Annotated in this window: 22 protein-coding genes and 1 other annotated feature; of the genes, 3 read left to right on the forward strand and 19 right to left on the reverse strand. The window is 47.6% G+C overall.

Annotation, left to right across the window (positions count from 1 at the left end):
* Positions 1 to 98: 98 nt before the first annotated feature.
* Together MHI12_RS21465 and MHI12_RS21470 are read right to left on the reverse strand one after the other, a co-directional pair.
* The gene (locus MHI12_RS21465) at positions 99 to 620 is read right to left on the reverse strand and encodes a cytidine/deoxycytidylate deaminase family protein (protein WP_091028354.1); all 522 of its coding nucleotides are present in this window, start codon (positions 618 to 620) and stop codon (positions 99 to 101) included.
* A gap of 39 nt (positions 621 to 659) precedes the next feature.
* Positions 660 to 1,295 carry a ComEA family DNA-binding protein gene (locus MHI12_RS21470; protein ID WP_405170245.1) on the reverse strand — a complete coding sequence of 212 codons (636 nt, stop codon included), beginning with the start codon at positions 1,293 to 1,295 and terminating at the stop codon, positions 660 to 662.
* 185 nt (positions 1,296 to 1,480) lie between these two features.
* Here MHI12_RS21470 and comER point away from each other — a divergent pair, with 185 nt between their 5' ends.
* Positions 1,481 to 2,326 carry a late competence protein ComER gene (comER, locus tag MHI12_RS21475; protein ID WP_036615122.1) on the forward strand — a complete coding sequence of 282 codons (846 nt, stop codon included), beginning with the start codon at positions 1,481 to 1,483 and terminating at the stop codon, positions 2,324 to 2,326.
* Here comER and leuS read toward each other — a convergent pair.
* The 17 genes from leuS to spoVAC all read right to left on the reverse strand — a co-directional run bounded on the left by leuS (position 2,307) and on the right by spoVAC (position 19,696).
* Entirely contained in the window at positions 2,307 to 4,751 is a 2,445-nt protein-coding gene (leuS, locus tag MHI12_RS21480; protein WP_074095915.1) for a leucine--tRNA ligase, read from the reverse strand. The genes comER and leuS overlap by 20 nt on opposite strands.
* Positions 4,752 to 4,829: 78 nt before the next feature.
* Positions 4,830 to 5,099, reverse strand: a binding site (T-box leader).
* 111 nt (positions 5,100 to 5,210) lie between these two features.
* Complete coding sequence (locus MHI12_RS21485; RefSeq protein ID WP_405170246.1) at positions 5,211 to 6,167, reverse strand: phosphotransferase family protein; 957 nt, start codon at positions 6,165 to 6,167, stop codon at positions 5,211 to 5,213.
* A gap of 220 nt (positions 6,168 to 6,387) precedes the next feature.
* On the reverse strand, positions 6,388 to 7,158 hold the full coding sequence (locus tag MHI12_RS21490; RefSeq protein WP_249912226.1) for a class I SAM-dependent methyltransferase: 771 nt from the start codon (positions 7,156 to 7,158) through the stop codon (positions 6,388 to 6,390).
* A gap of 320 nt (positions 7,159 to 7,478) precedes the next feature.
* Positions 7,479 to 8,384, reverse strand: coding sequence for a S1 RNA-binding domain-containing protein (locus MHI12_RS21495; protein WP_036668546.1), 906 nt, complete (start codon positions 8,382 to 8,384; stop codon positions 7,479 to 7,481).
* Positions 8,381 to 8,728: a ribosome silencing factor gene (gene rsfS, locus MHI12_RS21500; RefSeq protein ID WP_405170247.1), complete on the reverse strand. Its 348-nt coding sequence runs from the start codon at positions 8,726 to 8,728 to the stop codon at positions 8,381 to 8,383. The genes MHI12_RS21495 and rsfS overlap by 4 nt, the downstream gene beginning before the upstream one ends.
* A gap of 200 nt (positions 8,729 to 8,928) precedes the next feature.
* Positions 8,929 to 9,495, reverse strand: coding sequence for a bis(5'-nucleosyl)-tetraphosphatase (symmetrical) YqeK (gene yqeK, locus MHI12_RS21505; protein WP_405170248.1), 567 nt, complete (start codon positions 9,493 to 9,495; stop codon positions 8,929 to 8,931).
* Positions 9,479 to 10,069, reverse strand: a complete 591-nt coding sequence (locus MHI12_RS21510; protein ID WP_074095918.1) for a nicotinate-nucleotide adenylyltransferase — start codon at positions 10,067 to 10,069, stop codon at positions 9,479 to 9,481. Before MHI12_RS21510 ends, yqeK begins: the two co-directional genes overlap by 17 nt.
* 15 nt (positions 10,070 to 10,084) lie before the next feature.
* Positions 10,085 to 10,378 carry a ribosome assembly RNA-binding protein YhbY gene (yhbY, locus tag MHI12_RS21515; RefSeq protein ID WP_017687186.1) on the reverse strand — a complete coding sequence of 98 codons (294 nt, stop codon included), beginning with the start codon at positions 10,376 to 10,378 and terminating at the stop codon, positions 10,085 to 10,087.
* Positions 10,379 to 10,523: 145 nt separating this feature from the next.
* Positions 10,524 to 11,393, reverse strand: coding sequence for a shikimate dehydrogenase (gene aroE, locus MHI12_RS21520; RefSeq protein WP_405170249.1), 870 nt, complete (start codon positions 11,391 to 11,393; stop codon positions 10,524 to 10,526).
* A 42-nt stretch (positions 11,394 to 11,435) separates the two neighbouring features.
* Positions 11,436 to 12,563: a ribosome biogenesis GTPase YqeH gene (gene yqeH, locus MHI12_RS21525; RefSeq protein ID WP_017687184.1), complete on the reverse strand. Its 1,128-nt coding sequence runs from the start codon at positions 12,561 to 12,563 to the stop codon at positions 11,436 to 11,438.
* Positions 12,560 to 13,087 (reverse strand): YqeG family HAD IIIA-type phosphatase, encoded by a 528-nt coding sequence (locus MHI12_RS21530; RefSeq protein WP_036615148.1) that lies wholly within the window; start codon positions 13,085 to 13,087, stop codon positions 12,560 to 12,562. The genes yqeH and MHI12_RS21530 overlap by 4 nt, the downstream gene beginning before the upstream one ends.
* A 110-nt stretch (positions 13,088 to 13,197) precedes the next feature.
* On the reverse strand, positions 13,198 to 15,411 hold the full coding sequence (locus MHI12_RS21535) for a DUF4129 domain-containing transglutaminase family protein (protein WP_405170250.1): 2,214 nt from the start codon (positions 15,409 to 15,411) through the stop codon (positions 13,198 to 13,200).
* Positions 15,408 to 16,655 (reverse strand): DUF58 domain-containing protein, encoded by a 1,248-nt coding sequence (locus MHI12_RS21540; RefSeq protein WP_405170251.1) that lies wholly within the window; start codon positions 16,653 to 16,655, stop codon positions 15,408 to 15,410. The genes MHI12_RS21535 and MHI12_RS21540 overlap by 4 nt, the downstream gene beginning before the upstream one ends.
* A 3-nt stretch (positions 16,656 to 16,658) precedes the next feature.
* Complete coding sequence (locus MHI12_RS21545) at positions 16,659 to 17,615, reverse strand: MoxR family ATPase (protein WP_036615157.1); 957 nt, start codon at positions 17,613 to 17,615, stop codon at positions 16,659 to 16,661.
* Between the two features lie 208 nt (positions 17,616 to 17,823).
* Positions 17,824 to 18,174, reverse strand: coding sequence for a stage V sporulation protein AE (gene spoVAE, locus MHI12_RS21550; protein ID WP_036615159.1), 351 nt, complete (start codon positions 18,172 to 18,174; stop codon positions 17,824 to 17,826).
* A 5-nt stretch (positions 18,175 to 18,179) separates the two neighbouring features.
* Positions 18,180 to 19,196, reverse strand: a complete 1,017-nt coding sequence (spoVAD, locus tag MHI12_RS21555; protein WP_405170252.1) for a stage V sporulation protein AD — start codon at positions 19,194 to 19,196, stop codon at positions 18,180 to 18,182.
* Complete coding sequence (spoVAC, locus tag MHI12_RS21560) at positions 19,193 to 19,696, reverse strand: stage V sporulation protein AC (RefSeq protein WP_036615164.1); 504 nt, start codon at positions 19,694 to 19,696, stop codon at positions 19,193 to 19,195. The genes spoVAD and spoVAC overlap by 4 nt, the downstream gene beginning before the upstream one ends.
* A 648-nt stretch (positions 19,697 to 20,344) precedes the next feature.
* Between spoVAC and MHI12_RS21565 the strand changes: the two genes are divergently transcribed.
* Together MHI12_RS21565 and MHI12_RS21570 are read left to right on the forward strand one after the other, a co-directional pair.
* Positions 20,345 to 21,418 carry a M42 family metallopeptidase gene (locus MHI12_RS21565; protein ID WP_405170253.1) on the forward strand — a complete coding sequence of 358 codons (1,074 nt, stop codon included), beginning with the start codon at positions 20,345 to 20,347 and terminating at the stop codon, positions 21,416 to 21,418.
* A 227-nt stretch (positions 21,419 to 21,645) separates the two neighbouring features.
* Positions 21,646 to 21,966: a hypothetical protein gene (locus tag MHI12_RS21570; protein ID WP_036615167.1), complete on the forward strand. Its 321-nt coding sequence runs from the start codon at positions 21,646 to 21,648 to the stop codon at positions 21,964 to 21,966.
* The last annotated feature ends 62 nt before the right edge of the window (positions 21,967 to 22,028 follow it).

Below are 22,028 nucleotides of genomic sequence, written 5' to 3' on the forward strand. Positions count from 1 at the left end.
TACCCCTCCTTCATTTCACCCGTTGAACGCAGAAAAACCCCCGGAAAGCCAATTCAGGCTGCCGGAGGTTCTCCCTCACGTATTCGATCATATTTACATTAATTGCTCACGGTCATCATCGTTTCCCGCGGGGGCTGGTAATTCTCCAGCCTGCGGAACGTTATGCCCTTCTGTTCCATCATATTGGTAACCTTGCCGGTATCTTTAGGATAAGAACGATGAAACACGATTTCTGTAATCCCGCTATTCGCCAACATATTGGCACATGTCCAGCACGGTTCGTCGGTCACATACACGGACGAGCCTTCGCGGTCGATTCGATCTGTGAATAAAAGTAAATTTTGCTCCGCATGAATTGTGCGAATGCATCTTTGCTTTTTCACCATTTCTTCTTGCCCATCGGTCACGACCAACTCATACTCTTCCGATATCATGCAACCTGCCTCAGAACAATCCGGGACGCCGGTGGGTGCACCATTATAGGCTGTTCCCAGCAGTTTCTTTCCCTGAACAAGAACGGCACCCACATGACGACGCGAACAGCGGGAACGGGTAGAAACCATATACGCGATGTCCATAAAATACGTATCCCAGTCCTTGCGTACCTCTACTGTACTCATGCTGCTTTCCTCCCGCTCAACACATTTTTTATTCTAATATTACCGGATCTGCACATAAGGTGCCATCTTCTCCAGCATCTTCATGCCGATCCCTTTGACCTTTGTCAGATCACTGACTTTTGCAAAAGGACCATGTACATTCCGATAATCCACAATAGCCTGAGCTTTCTTCTCTCCGATTCCGGGAAGCTCCGTAAGCTTGGAGACAGGCGCAGTATTCACATCAATCTTGCCATTGTCGCTGGCTTCCTCACGAACTACAGGTGGATTACTGTTCGAGCCCGTCTCGGAAGTAACCGAAGGATTCGAATTCGTACCCTGCACAACTGGTTCAGTCGAATTTGAGGTGGCCGGTGGATTATCATTCGTCTGACTTGTAGTTTGAACAACTGAATCACCTTCAACCCCAACGCTCGCAAGCTCTTTAGACTCTTCTGCCTTTGCCTCATTCCCAGTCTGCATCCCACTTGCATCCGCTCCCGAAGATGCTCCTGTATTGCCCTGAACCGAAGTAGCCGACTGTACAGCAGGGAGTTCCTGCTCTATCGTCGGCTTCTCGGTGCCGAGCTGCAAGGGTTCCCAGCCACTAGGTGGTTGTTCACTTTTGCCCGACCATAATATAAGTATACTTCCAACCACCGCAGCAGCAATGGTCATCCCTTTGTTCCATCTCATTCTTCCACACCTCTCCCTGAATTCAAAATCATTCATTTCGAACACGGGCGGTGCTTCCGAACCGTTGAACTTTCCTGATGAAACAAGTTGTGCATTTTTCATGTCATGTGAAACAGGTCCTCACGCATAGAATAGAGGGAATGAACTGCGCCAGTACCGTAAAGCATGAAAGGAGGCCTGAAACAATGAAGGTTGGATTTATCGGAACCGGCAGCATGGGCAGCCTGCTAATCTATGCCCTGATCCAATCGGGTGCACTTGAGCCCCGGCAGATCGCGGCCAGCAATCGAACCCCGTCCAAAGTACGTCAGTTATCCCTCCGTTACCCCGGTCTGCATGAATCCCAGAGCAATCGGGAAACGGTGATCCGAAGTAATATCATCTTCCTGTGCGTGAAGCCGCTTGAATTCAAACATGTTATTGACGACATCCTGCCTGTCGTGAATCCCAATCATATAATTGTCTCGATCACCAGTCCCGTGCAGCTGCGACATCTGGAATCTTCACTTCCTTGCAAAGTCTCCAAGGTAATTCCCAGCGTCACACACCAAGTCGGCAGTGGAGCATCCCTCTGCATACATGGCGAACGAATGACCAGTGAAGACCGCGCTGTGTTGGAAAGTCTGCTCAGTCATATCGGCAGGCCGTACCAAGTGGATGAAGCCTGTACACGAATCACATCCGACTTCTCCAGCTGCGGACCTGCATTCATATCGTTCTTTTTGGAACAGTGGATCGAAAGTGCAGTGAAGCTGACAGGCATCAAAAGGGCAGATGCCTGCGCTCTGGCTGGCGAAATGCTCCTGGGAACAGGCAAGCTGCTCACCGAAGGAGGATACACCCCGCAAGAGCTTCAGGCTCGTGTCGCTGTACCTGGCGGTATTACCGCTCAGGCACTTGCACTGCTGAAGGTTAGTCTTGACGGCGTTTTCGACAGCCTGATCCACACGACACATGACAAATATGATGAAGATTTGTTAAAGCTGGATGAACTATTCCGAGCCGGTGAGATTAACCGGCAACAATATTAACGAGTTTGCCTGGAACGGCAATGACCTTGCGAATGGTCTTGCCTTCCAGCGCCTGCTTAACAGGTGCCAGCTCCATCGTAAAGTCCTGCATACCCTGTGCATCCAGATCCTTCGCGATCGTAGCACGAGTTACAATTTTACCGTTTACCTGAACAACGATTTCTACTTCCGCATCCACTGTCATGGACTCATCATATTCAGGCCAAGCCACGTAAGAGATTCCACCTTCATGACCCAAACGGCTCCACAGTTCCTCTGCCATATGTGGTGCCAGTGGTGACAACAGCTGCACAAATTTCTCCATCGCTTCACGAGGCAGTGTGTCCGCTTTGTATGCATCGTTGATGAAAATCATCAGCTGGCTGATGGATGTGTTGAAGCGCAGATGTTCCAGATCTTCCGTAACTTTTTTGATCGTTTTGTGAGCAGTCCGTTTGAACTCATCCGTTCCACCGTCCACCGTAATCTTGTCATTGATGGCTCCTGTATCTTCGTTAATGAAGAGACGCCATACACGTGACAGGAAGCGGTGCATGCCTTCAACCCCGTTTGCATTCCACGGTTTTGTCGCTTCCAATGGTCCCATGAACATCTCGTACAGACGCAATGTATCTGCACCGAATTCATTGACGATTTCATCCGGGTTAATGACATTACCACGGGATTTACTCATTTTCTCATTATTGGTACCCAGGATCATACCTTGGTTCACCAGTTTGTGGAAAGGTTCTTTGGTCTCCACAACACCCAGATCATACAGCACTTTGTGCCAGAAACGAGCGTACAGCAAGTGAAGTACCGCGTGCTCTGCTCCGCCAATGTACAGATCAACCGGCAACCACTGCTGCTGTTTCTCCTTGGAGATCAGTTCCTTGTCATTGTGCGGATCGATAAAGCGCAGGTAATACCAGCAGCTACCCGCCCATTGTGGCATGGTGTTGGTCTCACGACGTGCCTTCATTCCCGTTTCCGGATCTACCGTATTCACCCACTCCGTAACATTCGCCAGTGGTGATTCTCCTGTACCCGAAGGTTTGATCTGGTCGATATCAGGCAGCAGCAGTGGAAGTTGATCCTCCGGTACTGTCTTCATCGTTCCGTCTTCCAGATGCAGAATCGGGATTGGCTCACCCCAGTAACGCTGACGGCTGAACAGCCAATCGCGCAGACGATAGGTTACTTTACCTTGTCCTTTACCGTTCTCTTCCAACCAAGCAATCATCTTGGCAACCGCTTCTTCATTATTCAGTCCGTTCAAGAAATCCGAATTCACATGCGCGCCATCACCCGAATACGCCTCTTGTGTAACGTCTCCACCTTGAATAACTTCGATGATATCCAGACCGAACTGCTTCGCAAATTCCCAGTCACGTGCATCATGACCCGGAACAGCCATAACCGCACCTGTACCGTAACCTGCAAGAACGTAATCAGCAATCCAGATCGGCAGTTTTGCACCATTAACGGGATTGATTGCATAAGCGCCAGTGAATACACCTGTTTTGTCTTTGGCCAAATCTGTACGTTCCAGATCACTCTTACGAGAAGCCTGCTCCTGATAAGCCTGAATAGCTTCACGTTGGTCATCGGTTGTAATTGCTTCTACCAATTCATGTTCCGGAGCAAGTACTGCAAAGCTCGCACCGAACAATGTGTCCGCACGGGTAGTGAACACCTTGATGACTTCCTCGCGACCCTCAATGGCAAATACAACTTCCGCACCTGTCGATTTACCGATCCAGTTGCGCTGCATATCCTTGATGCTTTCAGACCAATCCAGCTCTTCCAGGTCTTCCAACAGACGCTCTGCATACTCGGTAATTCTCAGAACCCATTGACGCATCGGTTTGCGTACAACTGGATGTCCTCCACGTTCACTCTTGCCATCAATAACCTCTTCATTAGCAAGTACCGTTCCAAGGGCTTCACACCAGTTAACTGCAACTTCATCCACATAAGCCAGGCCCTTATTGTACAGCTGGATAAAGATCCATTGTGTCCATTTATAGTATTCAGGGTCCGTTGTGCTGATCTCACGATCCCAGTCATAAGAGAAACCGAGCGATTTGATCTGGCGACGGAAATTGTCAATATTACGGAATGTAATATCTCGTGGATGTTCACCTGTATCCAGTGCATGCTGCTCAGCAGGCAGACCGAAAGCGTCCCAACCCATTGGGTGCAATACATTGTAACCGCGCATACGTTTGTAACGGGAAACGATATCCGTTGCCGTATATCCTTCTGGATGGCCTACGTGCAGACCTGAACCGGATGGATAAGGGAACATATCCAGTGCATAAAATTTTGGTTTAGCAGGGTCCTCACCCGTTTTAAACGTTTTATTTGCATCCCAGTATTGCTGCCAACTTTTTTCCATGACTTGTGGCTGATAGCCGTGTTTCGGCTGGTTATTCTCACTCATCTATTATTCCTCCTTCAGGTTATTCGCTTTAGCTTTAATTGCAACAAAAAAACCTCAGCATCCCGTAGCGTTTGCAGCGCTAGGGACGAGAGGTTGAATTCCCGTGGTACCACCCTAGTTAGCGGACGAACGTGCTTCGTCATCCACTCCCTTTGGACCTGTAACGGCGGTTAACCGATGCGGATTTCCATTCCTGAACCCAAGCTTTATACAAGCAGGTTAAACAGAATGGTGTAATCACCGCATTTCTCCAAGGCGAGTTCGCAAATCACTGTCAACCGGCTTGCACCAACCGCCGGCTCTCTGTTATGTACAGGAATTACTACTGATCCTTATCATCGAAATATGTATACAATATCGGGACCATTATATAAAAAAGCAAGCCCAAAGTCAATATTACACGTTATAATCGCTATCTTGAAGTCTACGCTTCGTACCGTTCATAACGCTGGTTTCTTTTCAAGATAACCGAAAACGCTCAATGCCTTCCTCCAGATTATGAATGGTCCAATTCACATGTTCCTGATTATCATATTGACGATAAGCGCACTCAATGCGCAGCACCAGATCAAAGTACAAGTCATAGAGACTTCTTCTTTTCAGCTCACTTTCAGTCGTAATCGCATGCCCATACCCTTTCACAAAACCGGGCGTATAGTTAAAATGACTGAAATAATGCTCCATCAGAGGATCTGCCCACAGTGAACGTTCAAAATCAATAATTGCTGTGATGCGACCTGCGTCTACTAACACATTGCCGTCCCACAGATCCCAACTCACAAGCACAGGTTCTTTTACATCGTCCAGCACATTCGATTTTTCTCCAATCAAGCGTCTCAATTCAGGATAATCTATTGAAAATGTAACCCCGGCTTCTTCCCCGTCGGTAAGAATATCCTCCATCAGATTCATAAATGCTTCTTTCCATGTGGAATATCGCTGTTTTTGCTCCGAGAAATATCCAAACTTCTTGCCCTTGATTTCATTAATTCGACGATTGTACCGACCGAGCTGGTGTTCAATGGCTTCCTGCTCTTCCGCAGAATATTGATCCTTGACCTGATTATAGGGTGTTCCAGACATGTACTCCATGATAAAATAACGCGCTGAAGCCATAGTTAACGAGTCATCATAAGCCAGCACTTGGGGTACGGGAACATCCTGTAGCTCCGTGATGAGGCGTAGTGCCTCAACTTCGGCAATCATGAGATCCTGTTCACAGCGCATCAGATTTGTCGAAGCTGACGGTGCAATTTTGAGTACCACTCGCTGTGCGTCACTCAGTGTAATGAGATATGCATGATTGGCCCAGCCATCCACCAATTCCTTGTAGTCCTGTATACTTGCAGAGAAATGCTGCTCTATTATGGCATTCAACTGTTCTGACGTAAGTCTTGTTTTATATGTACTTTCCATTTCTACACCTCACATTGACAATTGATTTATTTTCTCAGAAAACGCTTTCTATCCGACTATTATCGCCTCCTTTACTTTAACTGGCAATACTTTTTGTCACGTGATTATGTCTTTTCTTGCATTCCTTTACCCTATTTAAGAATATTGCTATTCATTCTCCATAAAAAAATCAAAAAAAACTGCCCTTATGCACCATAAGGACAGTTCTCATTATTCGCTCTTACTTCACAGCCACGTAGAACAAGCGCTGCGCGCTGTCTCCGGCCTCTTTCCATTCAAAATCCGCATATACCTTCACGTCTCTAAAACCTGCCTTGGATAACTCCAGCTTCATCCAGTCCGGATTATATGCACGCTGGACATGAACTTCTTCAAACCGCTGGTACATATCCTTGCTACCATCATCCACACGCGAAAAAATACTGAGATGATGCTCAATCTCACAGCGATCCTGGTCCAGATCACAAGTCCAAATATAAGATACGGAGCGCTCATCCAGTACAAAAGGCTGCTCCTCATCATAACGAATAAGGGTATTGGGATGATGCACATCAAACAGGAACGTACCACCAGGCTTCAGCATCTCGTATGTCCGCTGGAATGTTCGAATGACATCTTCTTGTTCAAGCAAATAATTGACACAATCACAGAAAGATATCACCGAATCCACAGGTTCTGGAACTCGCCATTCCCGCATATCCTGCTGCACCCAACGGACACTGCCCTCGCGATACAAGCGATGACCCTGAGGCGTAGCCTCCATCTTGCTGCGTGCAACCGACAGCATATCTGATGAGAGGTCAATGCCTGTAACTTCGAAACCGGAGTTCACGAGCGGGATCGTAATGGAGCCCGTTCCACAGCCAAGTTCAGCGACACTTTTGGGCATTCCATGCTTTTCCCATGCTGTTCTTGCAAACCTTATCCAGTCCGGATAAGGCATATCTTCCATTAATTCATCATACACATAGGCAAATTTCCGGTAAGACATGTCAGGCACCGCACTTTCAATTTCATTTTCGAATTAATCTATATAAATTGAACTAAAGAATATTTACACTGGACACTCCAATGACAGAACAACCTTCCGATCGCTGTTATCCCCAGATTTTTTTGATTCCTTTTATAAAGGATTAAATCCGGGGATAAAGGCGAACGCTACACTTCTTCAGGTTCTTTCTGTCCTCTCCGTTTCGTGTAAATGTTTAGTTCAATTTATATAACAATAGAAAAAGCAGGGGTATCCGGTATTTACCCAGCCTAGCCCTGCCTTCTCCGAGTTTCATATTACGAAATATTCAATCAAGAAGATTACTTGTTTTCACTTTGATCCGCAGGAGCAGATTCGGACAGATACGTCCAGCTTTCCTTTTGGACCACCAATCCGTCTTTCATCAATTTGCCCAAGGCACGCTTGAAAGCAGACTTACTGATGCCAAAGCGTTGCTTGATGATATCCGGCGGAGTTGCATCCGAGTATGGCATTCCGCCCATAGGACGCTCTTTCATAAAGGCGAGCAGTTTGTCTGCATCTTCGTTACGTCCAACTTGTTTGAGTTGAGTCATGGCCAGATTCACACGTCCGTCTTCACGTACCAGTGTAACCCGACATTTCACTTTCTCACCAAGACGCAGCATATGACTGCGTTCGGATGAATGAATCATACCAATCGCGCCAAAGCCCAGCACACCGCCCTCTACAAGTACAAAAGTACCCATCTGCAGTGGTTTGTATACCGTCGCTTCAACCCACTCGTTTAACCATGAAGTTGGCGCATGGAAAGACAATGGTGAAAGCTCACGTTCCCCGGCCAATTTGGCACGCAGACGTCCCTGCTTGTCATGTTCCATGATTACAAAGACTTCATCCCCTACTTGAGGACGCAGTTCTTCCAATTCAGGCAGTTCACGAATAGGAAGCAGCAATTGCCGTCCAAGTCCCATTTCCAGGAAACAGCCCAGTCGTGGGTGAACATCAGCCACAACCAGTCGTGCCATTTCGCCGAGCATGAGATAAGGCTTTTTCATCGTTACCGCCAGACGATCTTCGGTATCAAAGAATACAAATACCTCAAGCGTCTCACCAATCTTAATATCCCGCGTTAACTCGGTGTAGTGAAGCAGTACATCTTCCGATCCTGTCGTCAAAAAGAAGCCAAACGGAGACACTTCACGTGAAACCGGCAAAGAGACGACTGTTCCAGCAATCAAACTCATACAGTTTCCACCACTTTGGCATCAGACCATAGTCGTTCAATGTTGTAGTATTCACGCTCGTCACGGTGGAAGATATGAACAACAACATCGCCCATGTCCATCAGTACCCAACGTGCGGAATCCATACCTTCGATACCTTTGATCGTCGCTCCGGCTGCATGAGCCTGTTTGCGAATTTCAGTGGCAATGGCTTGTACCTGTGTATCGGAATTCCCGTGACAAATAACAAAATAATCTGCCACCAGAGAAACATTAATCAGATCCAACGCTACAATATTGGATGCCTTTTTGTCGTCAGCGGCAGAAACCGCCATATTCATAAGTTCTTTCGATGATACTGTCATGAACCAACCTCCATAATCTATAATTGTGTGTTCAAAAAGATCAGTTTTCAGTACCGAGAAGATGGAATAAAGCTAGAAATGGAGTAGCGGAGCGTAGGCAAACTACGTGAGCAACGGACATTTCAGCTGAATTTCATCTTCGATGCTGATGATGCCGCTAGGCATCCTTCGTAATCAAAAGTGGGCTTTTTGAACAACCTCTATAATTGTGCAATTAAGTCATTCCGCGACAGCATAGTCAAAGGATAAATGACACGTCGTTGCGAGATCAGCAAGCTGATCGTCGAATCGAATCCGGCAATTAAACCTTCCTCCAGACTACGTTCAGCCTGTTCGCGAATGTGATCCACTCCCGGGAAATCTCGTCCCGGTTCAATGTAATCGGCAAGACATACCACTTTGTCCAGCAAGCTCATGCCTACCCGACCCGAGGTGTGCCACCGGATGGCATTAATAACTTCGGAATCTTCCACACCGTAATCACGCTTGGCTACAAAAGCACCGACTTCGGAATGCCAGAGTTGTTTGTCATGCTGCAGAAGTTCCTGGTTTAATCCGTTATCACGGATGACCGCTTCCATCTCGGCTACGGGCCAGTACTTCGCCACATCATGCAATATCGCTGCCAAATCTGCTTTCACAGGATCAGCCCCATATTTTTCAGCCAACTTCACTGCCGATTCCATCACACCCAGTGTATGCTTCCAGCGTTTCTCCGGCATTTGTCCGGATACGGCTTGAATCAGTTCATCACGGCTTAGTGCCATATAAACCGCTCCTTACAATGTATTGGTGCACTTCATCAGGAATCATGAAGCGTACCGAATGTCCTTTGGCCAGACGTCTGCGTACGGCTGTCGATGAAATATCGACCAAGGGCATCTCGGCCAGCAGGACCCGATCCTGTAACTCGTCTGGTAAATCATCCAGATGTAACTGGAAGCCCGGCCGACCAACTCCGATAAAGGTTAAGCGTTCTGCAAGCTCTTCAATCTGCTCCCATTTGGGAAGATAGTTCACCATATCCGCCCCGATAATGAAATAAAATTCATGTTCAGGATGGCGACGCCACAGCTCCTTCATCGTATCGATGGTATAAGACACTCCGCCCAATTCCATCTCGATACCCAGCACCTCATATTGCTGCACACCCTTCACAGCCGCTTCCGTCATATCAAGACGTTGCTGTCCCGAAGCTCCGGCTCCGCGTTTGTGAGGTGGAACATGGGAAGGCATGAACCAGATCTCATCCAGTGCATGTGAGTCCCTTGCCGCTTCAGCTGCCAGGAGGTGTCCCATGTGGATCGGATCAAACGTACCACCCATGATACCGATCTTCACCTGCGTCACGCTCCCTTATCTAGGTAGTTCGATTTGTTTGTTATCGCGAGATTCTTTGTACAGGATGATTGTGTTACCGATGAGTTGTACAAGCTCACTTCCCGTTTCACGGGCAACTTCTTCTGCCATCTCTTTTCTGTCCTCATCATTGTTGTTCAACACTTGCACTTTCATCAATTCGCGCTTCTCAATCGCATCTTCGATGTGACGGAACAGGTGCTCGTTGGTTCCACCTTTACCAATCTGAAATACAGGGGTCAGGTGATGTGCCTGTGACCGCAAAAAGCGCTTTTGTTTACCGTTTAACATGAATACTCCATACTCCTTATGTTGAGCAGGCCCTGATCGACAGCGCAAAAACTGTCCGGACCTGACCATTCAATTATTATTTTTCAATGGTGAAAATGATCACTGAGTACACAAGGTGACTCCGATTGCACTCTTGATATCATTTTCACACTTCAAAACTGTTTAGTACAGCACGTCTCATCGTTTCCACAGGAGCCGGGATGCCAAGCCAATATTCAAAGGCCACTGCGCCTTGGTATACAAACATACCCAGACCACCGTGCACCGTGCATCCTCGCATCCGCGACTCTCGAAGCAGACGGGTCTCCAGCGGATTGTAGATCAGATCACTCACCGCTGCTCCTTCACGGATCAGTGTGGGATCAACCGGTACGTCATCAACATACGGGTGCATTCCTGCAGCGGTTGTGTTAATCACGATATCAGCCGTAGCCAGTACCGTCGCAACGTCTTCCATGCCACTGCCCGAGATTTCTCCCAAGCCATGCCCCCGCAAATCCGAAGCAAGTGCAATAGCCCTGTCCGCTGTACGGTTTAGGATATGGATCCGCTCAGGCTTCTCCAGTGCAAGTGCATATATGACACCTCTCGCTGCTCCTCCTGCTCCGAGTACAGCAATACGTTTACCAGCAAGCTCAGGCACAGCCTCTTCCTTCAGCGATCGGACATAACCAATACCATCCGTATTGTACCCTGTCAGTGTTCCACCTTCATTGACGATGGTATTCACCGCACCAATCAGGCGAGCACTTTCATCGATCACATCCAGATACTGCATCACCTGCTCTTTGTGCGGGATGGTGACATTGACACCACGATAGCCCAGTGCCACAATTCCCCGAACTGCCGCTTCCAGTTGATCCGGATGAACATGCAGTGGCATATACATTCCATTCACTCCTGCAGCCAGCAGAGCCGCATTGTGCATTGCCGGAGACTTGGAATGAGAAATAGGATCACCCATAACGCCAAGCAACACGGGAAGTGAAGAGTTGAATTTGTTCTGCTCAGACATAGGTCCGCCTCCGATCCATCTGATGTACAGCTTCTGAGATTACTAGATCAAGGATGGGCGGATCTGTACACGAATGCCTTTTGGAGCATGAACAGCAACAAGCGCTCCAATATCGCCATTAACCTTAATCCAGCCCAGACCCGAGATGAATACATCCGATTGACTGCCGCGTTTGATGCGGAATTCATGTCTGGTCCATTCAGCCATCTCTGCTGCATCCTCACGGGTTGGCGGAGACAACAATTCTCCCAGATGGTCGCGGTACAGATCATCTGCACGCTCCAGCTTCGTCCGGTGGATATCAAGCGCAGTGCTGATAAAACAAGTGAACGACTGGCGATCACCTTCAACAAAGTCGAATCGAGCCATGCCGCCAAAGAACAGCGTCTGACCGGAGTTCAACTGATAAACAGCCGGTTTAAGCGGTTTTTCCGGCATAATGGCAGCGAGATCCTTACGTGAAACAATCTCGCTGAAACGCCATGGATACACGATTCCAGGCGTATCAATGATATATTTTCCATCATCCAGCGGAATGTTTACCATATCCAGCGTCGTTCCCGGATAACGGGACGTGGTCAGTTCCTGCTCCAGATCGCTGTAATCACGGATCAGACGGTTAATCAGTGTGGATTTACCCACATTGGTACCGCCAACCACGTACACGTCACGATCTTCGCGATACGTTCCCACGAGCTCAAGCAGTCGGTCGAAGCCCTGATTTTGCTTCGCACTGCACAAGACTACATCCACTGTGCGCAAACCTTGTTCTTTGGCTTGCTTTTGTACCCAATTGCGAACCTTGTTCCAGTTGGTTACCTTCGGAAGCAAATCCGTTTTGTTCACAGCAAGCAATACTGGGTTGTTGCCTACAAAACGTTGCAGACCGGAGATAATACTGCCATCAAAGTCAAACAAATCAACGATATGGATGACAAGTGCATCCTTATCCCCGATTTTGCTAAGCAGCGCCAGGAATTCGTCCTGATCCACCGTAACGGATGATGACTCATTGTAGTTTTTGATGCGGAAACAGCGCTGGCATATAACCGGTTCACGATCCAACGCCTTCTCGGGGATAAACCCTGGTAATTCCGAATTTTCTGTTTGCAGATGCACGCCGCATCCGCTGCACCTTACGGCAAGATTGCCGTTATGCGGTTCTGTCATTTCTTCTTTTCCTCCTCAAGCCATAAGCCTTTCCTGCGTAAACTCGTTAGAGCAATCCGTTCCACGCGTCGATTGAAGCGGGTCATAAAACCTTCGTCCCCAATGGAGATTGGCAGTACCAGAACGGTATATAACCCCATTCGGTTCCCTCCATAAACGTCCGTAAGCATCTGATCGCCTACTACAATCGTGTTTTCAGGAGATAACTCCATCATTTTCATTGCTCTACGAAACGGTACATTCGATGGTTTGCGTGCACTATGCACAAACTGGATATCCAGCGGGGTCGCAAACAGGGATACACGATTCAAATTGTTATTGGACACAATCATCAGCTTGAAACCTGCCTCTTTCACACGTGCAAACCATTCAATCAGTTCGGGCGTAGCGTCAGGGGCTTTGGCTCCAACGAGTGTGTTATCCAGATCAGTTATAATTCCACGGTAGCCTTGAGCGTACAGCTCTTCCAGATTAATGTCAAAAACCGTGTCTACACGCAGCTTGGGCATTAACATTTTAAACAAAGAAGTCACCTCAGTTTCATACGACACACTATATCACAAATCCGTCTTTCCTGAAAATGCATACAGTGCCTGATGGCATAGGAAAAAAGGAAAAACGGGACGGGCAACAACTATGCCCGTTCCGCTTTCAGTTCCTTCCGCAGCTTCAAGGCAGTCTGATAGACGGCCTTCCAGTCGTCGGCTTTTACGGACGCCGGACTGTAACGAGTCTGTTCAAACTTCGTGAGAAGCTCATGCAATGTAGCTTCTGCAGCAGGTTTTGACTGGCTCCAGCGGGCTACCGATTCACGAAGTGTCTCGTCTCCGCTCCGGGTCAACCCTTTGCGTTTCACATACTGAATCCAACGCTCGGTCTCTGCCACTACCTTCTGTTCAGGGGTGAGCGGTCCACCTGTCCGTAGACGAAGCAGGAAGAATCGCATGGAGAAACGATTACGCCAGAACATATAGGCTACCCACAATACAATAATGGCTCCTGCAGCCCAGATAACAAAAGTCGGGATGGCAGACGATGTCTGCTCAGGTGCAGGGGTCTGCTCTTCCTCTTGTACCGGCTCCTCTTCTGGCTCTTCTTCTGGCTCATCTACAGGCTGTACATCAGGCTGTTCTGTTAGCAGCGGCATATCAAAGCCCGGCGTTGCTTCAACAGGAATCCATCCATACTCACCAAAGTAAACCTCTGCCCAGGAGTGTGCATCTGCATTGGTAACGGTGTAGGTCGTCTCAATCTCCGCGCCAGGTTGACGTGGAGCCTGCATGTCCGAATTCAGGGACAGTTGTCCAGGCGCATAACCTTTAACCCACCTTGCAGGAATGCCCTCCGAGCGCGCCATCATCACCAGCGCAGTCGAGAAGTAATCACAGTAGCCTTCCATAATATCGAACAGGAAACCTTCCACAAAGTCGCCGCTTACTTTTCGAGATAAATCCGGATTGTTCGTGTATTCAAAATTAGTTTGTAAATAGTTTTGCAGTAATGCCACTTTTTCATACGGAGTATTCGCAGATGCCGTTATCTCGGCTGCCAGATCCGAAACCCGGTCAGGGAAACGGGATGGTAACTGCAAGTACATATCATCTGCCGGATTACTGTTATACAGATCTTCAAATGACTTTGTACGAAGCTCATCTTCCACAATCACAGGGGCTTCCGATACGATAGTATACGTCTTGGGATACTGTGGTTGCTGACGGTCTGTCACCACATGCAGTTCAGCCTGTTCGGCATTCCACAACATCCGTTCCGTTCTGTCCTCACCATTAATGGAGCTCACTTCCGAGATCGAATAAGCACCAAAGAGAATCGGATAGACATTATCATTCAGCATCGTTACGTTCTGAGTCACTTGTTTGGTATTCACATTACCGGATTCTTGGTTCTCCAGAGGCTGTCCGGCTTCAACATTCTCTGTCGCACCCCGTCCACGGTCATCCCAGCCTGTGCCTGTATACTCTGCACGTGTCTCACCACGCCAGTAACTGCGCTCATTGGTCGTGACAGACATGACAGGGGTATAGTCGAAGTTAAAACCTCCACCCAGCTGATTGTCTTCCCTGCTGTATCCCGATTCGGTAGCCGCGGGAATATCAAGGTTTCCGTTACCAGCCTGACTTGTGGAAGTTCCGGTATAGTTACGCCACGCCGTGTATGGGTCCGTCAAGGTGGGTGGAATCTCCGGCATATTAACGCTGGCTACAATAATCAAAGAAAAGATAATAGCAATATTGGCCAGGACTTTATAAGGATACCGGATGATCCGTTTCCAACCTTGAGGATACTGTAGCTGATAGTTACGGAAATGCTGACATACGAGCCATCCCATCCCCGCAAACATCACCCACGCGATTTCAATCCAGAGTGGAATCTGGGTGAAAGAATCGAGAATCCCCATCGAAATGATGTTAACACCCAGAAAAACAAGAATGCGACGTGTTGTGGTCACGAGTCGAAGCGCAGCTTCAAGCATCACCCATGCACACAAGGAGAACCAGATGTACGGCGTCATGTGTAATATGAATTGCTCCGCTCGGTCTGTTAAAGAGCCATAAGGGATGTACACCGTATAATCGATCAGCGTTTTATGCAAAATGTAACCAACAACGACCGCCTTGATAATCGCGCGATATATCGTTTTGAAGGGCAGAATGACCTCCAGCACACTGACTGCTGCAAGTGTCCATAACACCAGAGAAGTGGTCTCCGTGTACCACGATTCCTGCGTAAATGAAATCCACTGCATTCCAATCAGGAAAATCCAGAGCAATGACGCTGCATGATACCAGGATCGTTTGCCTGTAACACTTTCAATTCCTTTTGTACTCATACAGAACCTCCCCCCATCACCGTTGGAAGCTCCTGCAAGTGAGAAACAGTGAATGACCTCGTGCCTCTTCCACGCAACATGGCATTCCACTCGGCACTCCGGCGGGATTCACTGGTATCGATCAGAATATGACATGGAGTCATGCCCCGCGTATCGGCCCAGCGCAACAGTTCCATTATTTTTTCATCCTTCTGGGGAGAAATCACGACAAAGTAAGCTCCCTGAGGCAGTTGACGTGCAATTCTTTCTACGCCGGGCAACAGATGGGTATCCTGACCGTTATATTGAATATCCACCAGATGATGCATCATCTTCTGTCGTTCCATCAGACTTTCACTGGGGGCCATGAAGGATGTCTGGTCTGACAATGTCAACAACCCCATCCCCATTCGTTCCCTTACACCATACTCCAGCAGAGAGGCAGCCGTGGAAACGGCAATTTCGAATGCATCCCCATGTTCATAACTTGATGCCAGCGCATCCAAAACCAGAACGGTTTTGGGCACAGACTCATGTTCAAACTCCTTGGACTTCCAGTTCCCTGTCTTTGCCGTTGCATTCCAGTGAATGCGGGAAAGTCGATCTCCGTATACGTAGTCACGTACACCATTGATCTGAGTGGTCTCTCTCCGTGAACGGGTTAACGCCGTCTGAGGACCGGATAACCGTGATTTGCGGTCGTAGAGCTGCCAATATGGAATAAATACCGTTCTTGGCAGTACGCGAAACTCACCTTTGGCCTTAAACTTTCCTCGATATTCAATCAGTCCAAATATGTCCTCGCTGGCACATTCCGTTTCTGAAAAAACATACTTCCCCCGCTCAAGTGGCGGCGTCTGGAATGACAGCTCCCCATTACCTCGCATATTGGGAATCAAACTTTCCTTGAACGACCACGATTCTCCGTTATGCCGATGCAGCATTTCACGTACAACAACATAGGGAAGCGGGAGGAATCCCGGAATCGTCAGACTCAGCTGTACTTGAACCTGGTCACCCGCATGCAGCAATTCTTCGTGGTCTGGACCAGAAGATAACCTACGAACTCCTTGAGCACGTCTTACCCCGCTAAATCCAGCAATGGCAAGGTACACACAGAGCAGGGTCACCATCGACAGCAACATAAGGGATGTCTTCCCGCCCTGAAACAAAACATAAGCCAGACAGCACATCCACACCATAGCGATGCTCCATACGCGTGGGTGGCGTAACCCTCTATTGACTGTTCTCAAAAGCGGCTTCATGAACTATTGCCCCATGGAGACGGGCACGCGTACTTGCTGGAGTACGGCATTCAAAACGGCCTCGGAACTCATACTGTCCAGTCTCGATTCGGGACGAAGCACAATACGATGAGAGATCACATAAGGGGCCATCGTTTTCACATCATCCGGAAGCACATAATCACGTTCCTGCAAGAAAGCAAAGGCTTTTACGGCCATCATGAACGATATGGCTGCCCGTGGGCTGGCACCCAGCAATACAGATGGGTGGGAGCGAGTTTGACGAACAACATCCAGCAAATAGTCCATAACCGGATCACCGATAAAGACCTCTTTAATCTCCTGCTGGATTGCCGAGATCTGGTCCATATGAGTCACGGATTCAAGGCGATCTACAGGCTGACCGAGCTGATGCTGTTTCAATAGGATTTTCTCAATTTCTTTATCGGGATAACCTAGACTTATTTTCAACATAAACCGGTCGAGTTGGGCTTCCGGCAAAGTATACGTACCTTCAAAATCAATCGGATTCTGAGTTGCACAGAGCATGAATGGATGTGGCAGATCATACGTATCGCCATCAACGGTTACGCTGCGCTCCTCCATCACTTCGAGCAGAGCCGATTGGGTTTTTGTTGTGGCCCGGTTAATCTCATCAGCTAGCAAAATGTTGGTCATCACAGGACCTGGCCGGAAATAAAAACGCTCATCCTTCGGATGGAACACAGATACGCCCGTAATATCACTAGGTAAAATATCAGGATTACATTGAATACGCCGGTACTCACCACGCATAGATTTCGATAATGCCTTGATTAACTGCGTTTTTCCAGTTCCCGGTACGTCTTCAATCAGAACGTGCCCGCCTGCAAGCAAAGCTGTAAGTAAAAGTTGAATTTCAAAGGATTTCCCCATAATACAGGATTCCAGATTAGAACGAACTGCGGATATGATTTGGATCGACTCTTTGCGCACAGGCATGTGGTCTAACCTCCTAAAAAAGCATACAGATTTCCTTTTATTGTACATGATCCAGAGTCACGAGTACACTCGAAGGAACTCACAATTTGTTTCCAGCCCGTCAGATTCACCGCAGTTCTCGCATGAATACGACAAAAAAGCCCCGGATAAAAGTTATCCGAAGCCTCTGCTGAATCGCAATATGTTCGAGTAGATTTCTCATTCTATGTTAGCCTTTTGGTCTAACGACCAATGCCGCGAGAAAAGAAAAGATGATCGCTGACGATATTCCCGCCGCAGTCAGGTCAAAAATCCCTGTAATCACACCCAGCCATCCCTCTTTTTCCAGCTCCGTCAATGCCCCGTGCACCAAGGAATTACCGAAACTTGTGATGGGGATGGTAGCACCCGCACCTGCAAATTTAACCAAGGGGTCATACACGCCAAATGCATCCGCAAGCGCACCTGTTACAACAAGTGTACTCATGGTATGAGCTGGCGTCAGTTTAACCCCATCCATTAGAAGCTGTCCGATAACACAGATTAAACCGCCAACAATAAATGCCCACAAGAACTGCATTACCTTTATCCCTCCATTTCTATGGCTACGGCATGTGCAATACAAGGAATACTTTCACCCTGCTGGTACGAAATCGGAGATAACAGCGCCCCGGTAGCAACAACGAGCACCCGTTTAAGATCACCCTTCTGCATCCGGTTCAAAATGTGACCATAGGTGACGGTGGCAGAACATCCGCAGCCACTTCCCCCGGCAACCACATAAGGCTGTTTCTCCCGATCATAGATCATCAGGCCGCAGTCATTAAATACCGTCTGTTCCATGGGAATGCCTTCTTTTTGCAAAAGCTCTTTTGTAATAGGCAGACCGACGGAAGCCAGATCCCCAGTCACAATGAGATCATAATAGCCGGGTTCCAATCCCGTATCCCTGAAATGAGAGATTATAGTGTCGGCTGCTGCTGGCGCCATGGCTGAACCCATATTAAAGGGATCCTTGATGCCCAAGTCCATAATGCGTCCAATGGTCGCTTTGGTAACAACGGGACCATCACCAGTACGGGAGACCACACCACACCCTGCTCCTGTGACGGTATATTGCGCATAAGGCGGCTTTTGGGAGCCATACTCCGTCGGATAACGAAATTGTTTTTCCACCGTACAGTTGTGGCTCACCGTTCCTGCAAGGACATAATCTCCAGCTCCGGAGTCAACAATCATGGAGGCCAGAGCTAATGTTTCCATGGATGTGGAGCAAGCACCAAAGACACCCAGGTAAGGTACACCCAGTTTTCGTGCTGAAAAGGAACTGCTGATAATCTGATTCATCAGATCTCCACCAACAAAATATTGAAGCTCTTCCTTGGTGATATTTGCATTAACCAAAGCCAGTTGGGAGGCCTGTTCGAGCAGTTTGCGTTCTCCCTTTTCCCACGTTTTCTCGCCGATCTCGAGGTTGTCGTAGACATAATCGAAATCAGATGACAGTGGACCCTCGCCTTCTTCTGGTCCTACAACTGCGGCTTTACCGATGATCCGCGGACGATTTTCAAACTGCCATGTCTGGCGACCCAATCGCTTCATAGGTGCCCACCTCCAAATCCTAAAAAGGCGTAAACAATCCCTACGACAAATGCTGCCACGACACCAAACACAATAACGGAACCAGCAAGTTTAAACATGTTGGCCCCTACACCGAGCACCAATCCTTCAGCACGATGTTCCAGTGCAGCGGAACACATGGAATTGGCAAAGCCGGTAACCGGCACAGCAGTTCCTGCTCCTGCCCATTGAGCCATTTTATCGTAAACGCCGAGACACGTTAGAATAACCGATATGAGAATCATGACCGCCACCGTAGGACTGGAAGCTTCCTTCGATGTCATGTCGAAACCGGCCATAAAAGCCTCTTGAATGGCCTGTCCAATCAAACAGACGGTACCCCCAACCAGAAAAGCTTTGAGGCAATTTTTCAGGATTGGACGAGGCGGCTCATGTTTTTTTGCGACTTTTTTGTACTCCTTTTCATCCATGGACAGGGACGATGATTTTTTTTCGCTTCCGGATGCAGATTGAGCTGGCAAGATACAAGACCTCCTCTATGTGAAAATGGTTCAAAGCTACGGCTGAATGCCAATGTGTGTAATTCTATATTCATTGTTTGTTAATAATCGGAAGGTTATGTATCCGGCGACAGACAGCATATGTTTCCAACAAGATCATGTTGTGAAAGCAAGATGGGAATACGCCGGATTTGAGGACTTTTAGATACGTCTATAAATAAAGAAGAACAATCACGAGCAAGATAAAAAGAACGATAAACAGTACTTTTTCCGTGCCCTCTTCTGGAGGCTTCATTGGATATTTAGCTCCTTCCTGTAAACAGACAAACAAATATTGAAATAAAGAACTTCACAAAGTGATGACATCTCCTCCATATATTCATATTCATTGAAGTGGCATCAGGACTGCGACTACAGCGGATAGAGTCATGAAACTTGGACACGGTAAGCGCCCAAAATATGCCTTAAATACGTGACATAAACATGGACAATCACTTGCGCAAGGTTCATACTGTAATGTGACCAGTGGTTAAATAACAAGTCCTCAGCATATTAAAGTGCATGTTCAAAAAGATAAAAGACTTTTTGAACTACATCTTAAAAGGACAACAGGCGGGTAGCCGTTCTACTGTGACCTGAAATACATACCAACAGAGGAGTTGTTGACACATGAATGAAAAAACGATGGATATGTTCCGTACGTTGACGGAATTTCCTTCCGCATCCGGTTTTGAACGTGAGCTTCGCGGCTGGATGAAAGATAAGCTTTCCGCTTATACCGATGAGTTCGTCCAGGATCGCCTGGGGAGTCTATTTGGTGTATTACGCGGTGAGGAATCCGGTCCTAAAGTTATGGTAGCCGGACACTTTGACGAAGTTGGTTTCATGACTACAGGCATTACGGAAACGGGTATGGTCAAATTCCGTCCTCTAGGTGGATGGTGGAGTCAGGCTGTACTGTCTCAGCGACTGGAAATCATCACACCTGATCGTCGGATTACCGGAGTTGTAGGTTCTACTCCTACACACTTGCTGGACGAGTCCCAGCGGAACAAACCTGTTGATCTGAATTCCATGTATCTCGATATTGGAGCAGACAACCGTGAAGAAGCAGAATCTTGGGGCATTCATCCAGGGATGCAGATCGTACCAATCTGTGAATTCACGCCGATGGCGAACCCGAAGAAAATTATGGCTAAAGCGTGGGATAATCGTTACGGCGTAGGACTTGCACTTGAACTGGTTGAAGCGCTGCACAAGGAAACACTACCTAACACACTTTACGCTGGTGCAACGGTTCAGGAAGAACTGGGGCTTCGCGGTGCACGTACGGCGGCCAATCTGATTCAGCCTGATATCTTCTTTGCACTTGACTGTAGCGCGGCGAATGATATGACAGGTGACAAACAGTCATTTGGACATATCGGAGAAGGCGCATTGCTTCGTATTTTTGACCCGGGCATGTTCACCCATCGCGGAATGGTGGAATATGTTCAAGATACGGCTTCATCCAATCAGATCAAAATGCAATATTTCATCTCACCAGGTGGTACCGATGCAGGTCAAGTTCACCTGAGTGGCATTGGTGTACCATCAACAGTTATTGGTATCTGCGCACGTTATATCCACACGTCTTCTTCCATCATTCATACGGATGACTACGATGCGGCCAAAGAGCTGATTGTGAAGCTGGTCAAAGGTCTGGATCGGACAACGATGAATACCATAATTAATAACGCGTAACAGTTGACAAGAGACCTCCTAACTATATCGGGAGGTCTCTTTTTTATATCCACAACTATTCAGTTGGACACATTTACACGAGAAAGGTTATTCTGTCATTCGGAGTGGAAAGTGAAAATATTTTTTAGTTCAACGTACGTAGATTAATAGGCCGAACATTATATGGGATTACACATAAGATACAATAACGGAAGATGAATTAAACACCAAACAGCGGGGGACCTGTTATGGCAGTGAGAAGGAATGGAAAATCGAATAAAGGTTCCAAAAAAACAAATGCCGCAAACACCCTTCTCAATGGCAACCTTAAAGGAAGAAATCTGGAACTTATCGTTGCAGCATTACTGGTAAGTGGGAAGTTAAGAGTGGATGCGGTCACGTTGTTTCGAGAAGCTACACTGGTCGTTGAACTGGTCGGGCAGTATAAATCGCTACAAAATATTACACCCTCGAATCAAGATAAACTGGTGCAATTCCTCGATGAGATCGGTGGCGATATGACGTTGAATGACGTTATACGGGCTTTCCAACAGAGAATCAATTCCTAAACGCCAAGAAATGAGGTTGAAGTGATGTCTGACTTTGACGGAAATGGGTTCGCTGAACTACT

It is taken from the genome of Paenibacillus sp. FSL H8-0280, from assembly GCF_045040665.1.
Lineage (GTDB): Bacteria > Bacillota > Bacilli > Paenibacillales > Paenibacillaceae > Paenibacillus > Paenibacillus xylanexedens_A.